Genomic DNA, 4,103 nt, shown 5'->3' with positions numbered 1-4,103 from the left:
ATCGTGGATTTCAAGGGGCGGAAAAGGCCGCGGCGCCGTGCCCCGTAAGCGATACATCCTCACCGCCACGGCCGCACGGGATCTCGAGGAGCTGACGGCCTGGTCATTGGCGCGCTGGGACGAGAGGCTGACCGACCAGTATCTCGACGATCTGCACAGGGGCGCGCAGCGTCTAGCGGAGAACTACAGGTTCTTTAACCCCCGCAAGGAGCTCGCCGGCGGCACCGGCCTGTCCCTGTACCCCGTCCGGGAACACTACATTGTTTACATGCCTGTCGCTGAACGGCACATCATCATCGTGTCGTTCATCCGGCAGGGCCGGGACGTTCCCGCCATTCTCAGGCGCGGGGCCTATCAGATTCGGCACGAGTTGCGAGACATCGCGGAGAAAGCCGCTCGGGGAGAGATTCTCATCCCGGGACGTGCGCGGCGAACCAGGAAGGCATCCCCCGGCGGCGGGCGGCGACGGCGCGACGCGAAGAAAGGTCGCGTCTGAAGGACCGCGAGATTGAGACGACTGCCGGTGAGCCCATTGGGGCTACCGCCCTGCCCGTTTGTTTCGCAGGCTCTAACGGGGCTCGTCGCGGTCGGTTGTCTGTTGCGCCTGACACTCCCTCGGGAGATGGAACAGGGTCTCCGCTACTGGATGACGCAGCATCACCACGAGTCGATCGACGCGTTTCGCGGGCGCTTGAACCTGCGGCGCTGCAGCGATCCGGCGTACTTCGAACGCGCGCACTACTTGCGGATCCTGCAGACTTGGTCCGGGTGAGATGAGTCTTGGTCGTCAAGTGAGCCGTGTACGCCTCAATAGCCTTCACCTTGACGTGGAGCGATGGCCTTGCCCCGGTGAATGCGGAAGAGGACGACGAAGTACACCACGGCGAGCGGCGCCGCGATGACCCACCACCCGAGCGCGATGCGGAGGCTCGCTGGAGGCACCGCGCTGTTGTAGGCCGTCAGCGAGAGGTCGTCGCCGCTTGTCGCGCGCAACATTACCGGGAACACGAGCGCCGCTGTCGCGCCGAGCAAGCCCCCGAGGAACGCGCTCGACCCGAGAAATGCCTGAAGCGGCCGATGGCCACGCAGGCCGAGCACGACGGAGACGATTCCGCCGAGCGCAGCGGCCAAGGCAAGCCAGGCCAGTGGCCGGCTTGACAGGGCCTCGTATAGGGTCGCATTCACGGCCGCCGTGGCCGCTGTGACAATCGGCCACAGCACCGCTACGGTGGCGTAGCACCAGGTCGCGGCGGTTCGGCTGCGCGCGTGAACCGTCCCGTCCGTCTTCCACGCCAGGTACGTCCCGCCGTGCCCAACGATGGCGAGGAGCGCGAACACTCCCACGAGCACGGTGTACCAGTCCAGGATCCCAACCTCGCCGCTGGCCGTGAAGTCCGTGAAGAGCGGAAGCGAGAACCATCCCTCCTGGTTCATGGGAAGCCCCCGGAGCAGGTTGCCGAGTGCCGCGCCAAAGAGGACTGGCAGCAGGGCGCTCGCGACGCCGAAGACGACGTCCCAGGCTGCGCGCCAGAGTGGCTGCTCGATGTGACTGCGGAACTCAATCGCGATGCCGCGGAGGATCAGCGTCCACAACACCAGGAAGATGGCAAAGTAGAAGCCGGAGAGGCCTGCCGCAAGTACTTTCGGGAATGCGACGAAGAGCACACCGCCTGTGGCGAGGAGCCAAACCTCGTTGCCGTCCCAGAATGGGCCGATGGCAGCCAGCACCTGACGCCTCTCCTGGTCGCTCTTGGCAACAAAGAGGTGCAGGGCGCCGGCCCCGAAATCGAAGCCGTCCAGGACAACGTAGGTGGCCAGCATGAGCGCCGCGATGGCAAACCACAGCTCAATCACGTGGCACCTCCGCGCCATGCGCGAGGGCGGCTGTCCCCTCATTGGGGTTCAGCGCTGTCGGTCCGTGCGCGATCTCCCGCCCGATGAGATGGAGAAAGAGCAGCCCCAAGACGAAGTAGAGCCCAGAAAACCCGATCAGCGTGAAGAGCGCCGTGCCAGCATGGACCGTCGGACTGGCTCCATCGGCCGTCCGCAGGATGCCGTAGACCAACCACGGCTGCCGGCCCAGCTCGGTCGTCATCCAGCCTGCCGTGTTCGCGATGTAGGGAAAGGGGAACGCGAGCATCAGGATCCACAGCAGCAACCGACTGCGTCCGAGTCGACCACGCCAGTCGAAGACGGCGGCGGTCGCCATGAGCAGGATGAACAGCGTGCCCAATCCCGCCATCACGTGGAAGGCGTAATAGAGCAACTCGATGTTGTCCGGCCACACGTCCTCGGGGAACTCGTTCAGCCCGCGCACGTTGCGGTGGAACTGGCCGTACGCCAGCCAGCTCAGCATGCCGGGAATGCGGATGGGATTGTCGAGCCGCCGCTCGCGCACGTTCGGCTGCCCAATCACGTTGATCTCCGCCATCCCGCCGCTCTCGAAGCGGCCTTCCATGGCCGCCAGTGTGACCGGCTGATGTTCCGCCACGAGCTTCGCCTGGAGATCGCCGGTGGGAAACGCCACCAGCACGCTCGACAGGAGACCCGCCGCGACGCCGATGCGAAGAAAGAGGCGGGCCTGCCCGCCGTGTAGACCTTGGAGCGCGTAATAGGCACCGACCGCTGCCATCACGAACGACGCCGTCACCACCGACGCCATCATCGTGTGTGCATATTGCGCCAATGCCCACGGGCTCAGCACGAACGCCCAGAAATCAACCAGGTGCAGATGTCCGCCGGGGCCGACCTCGTGCCCGACCGGGTACTGCATGAATGCGTTCGTGGTGACGATGAAGTAGCCCGAGAGCCAGCTTCCGAGGAAGAGCGCCGCCGCCGCCAGGAAATGGCCGCGCCGCCCGAGCCGCCGTTCGCCGAAGACCAGCAACCCGAGAAAGGCCGACTCCAAGAAGAAGGCGAACATCCCCTCCATGGCCAACGTTTGCCCGATCACCCCACCGGCGATCTCCGAGAACCGTGCCCAGTTCGTCCCGAACTGGAACTCCATGGGAATACCGGTGACGACGCCCATGGCGAAGTTGATGCCAAATATCCGTATCCAGAAGCGCGCGGCGTCATCCCACTTCGCACGGCCGGTCCGAAGGCCCACGATTTTCAGCACGACGATGAGCAAGGCCAGGCCCATCGTGAGCTGCGGGAAGAGATAGTGGTAGATGATCGTGAAGGCGAACTGCAGCCGGTGCCAGAGGAGCGGATCGGACATGGGACCGAACGCCTACAGGTACGGACAGTGGATACCTATCGTCTCGTACAGACCGTGCGGAACCGGCAGCAAAATGGCCACGAGCAACGCGAAGCTGAAGATGCCCACCGCCAGACGGCGCGTGTCAAGAACGGTGAGGTCGTTCAGTGGCGGGAGGCCCTTCCGACCTGCGATGAAGAAGGCGATGAACGCCCAGAATAGCAGACCGCTCCACACGAACAGGCCCAGGAGCACCAGCGTGACCATGGCGAGGGTGGCGATCGTCGCGCTCGCGCGCGGACCAAACATGGCGTCCGCGATGTGTCCGCCGTCGAGCTGCCCGATCGGGATCAGGTTGAGGGCCGTCACGAGCAACCCCAGCCAGCCCGCGAACGCCAACGGGTGAAGCACGATCACGTGGCCCTCCGCGATCGCGTCCGGGATGACCACGCTCGCGATGAGGGTGAGCAGCATCGACGATCCCGCATCGGTCCCCAGGTGGAGTCCTGCGCTCGGCGCCGCCGTCGACACCGAGGACAAGGGCAGGCCGATCAGCAGTGCCGGCACTGCCACGGCGAGTCCAGCTAGTGGTCCCGCCACGCCCACGTCGAAGAGGGCCCGACGTGATGGCGACGGCGACCGAAGCTGAATAAACGCGCCGAAGGTTCCGAGCGCGAAAGGCACAGGGATGAAGTACGGCAGGGTCACGCGCATCCCATGCCAGATGGCGGCAACGTAGTGCCCCATCTCGTGCGCGCCGAGAATTGCCATGAGCCCCAGCGAGTAGGATAAGCCCGCGGTGAAGCGGGCGGGCTCCTGCAGCAGATTGATGCCCTGGTGCAGCGCGCCAGCCCACGTCGTGGTGACGTGGGTGAGCGCGATGAGTAGGAGATGCAGGCCT

The 4,103-nt window shown here is 65.1% G+C and carries 4 protein-coding genes; 1 reads left to right on the top strand and 3 read right to left on the bottom strand.

Translation table 11 applies throughout. The features are described from left to right. The coding region (locus GEV06_28140; protein MPZ21727.1) for a hypothetical protein at positions 1-496 on the top strand (496 nt) is incomplete at its 5' end. Between the two features lie 311 nt (positions 497-807). Here GEV06_28140 and cydB read toward each other — a convergent pair. The 3 genes from cydB to GEV06_28125 form a co-directional block, all read right to left on the bottom strand. Then, positions 808-1,854, bottom strand: coding sequence for a cytochrome d ubiquinol oxidase subunit II (gene cydB, locus GEV06_28135; protein MPZ21726.1), 1,047 nt, complete (start codon positions 1,852-1,854; stop codon positions 808-810). Then, positions 1,847-3,223 carry a cytochrome ubiquinol oxidase subunit I gene (locus GEV06_28130; protein ID MPZ21725.1) on the bottom strand — a complete coding sequence of 459 codons (1,377 nt, stop codon included), beginning with the start codon at positions 3,221-3,223 and terminating at the stop codon, positions 1,847-1,849. Before GEV06_28130 ends, cydB begins: the two co-directional genes overlap by 8 nt. Positions 3,224-3,235: 12 nt before the next feature. Then, a partial coding sequence (locus tag GEV06_28125) for a site-2 protease family protein (protein ID MPZ21724.1) occupies positions 3,236-4,103 on the bottom strand: 868 nt, incomplete at its 5' end.

Origin of the sequence: Luteitalea sp. (genome assembly GCA_009377605.1) — a bacterium.
Classification (GTDB): domain Bacteria; phylum Acidobacteriota; class Vicinamibacteria; order Vicinamibacterales; family Vicinamibacteraceae; genus WHTT01.
This window is presented reverse-complemented; position numbering and strand designations above follow the sequence as displayed.

Coding starts and splice junctions, on each gene's coding strand:
- GEV06_28130 (MPZ21725.1), bottom strand. CDS start 3,223: ATGTCCGATCCGCTCCTCTGGCACCGGCTGCAGTTCGCCTTCACGATC.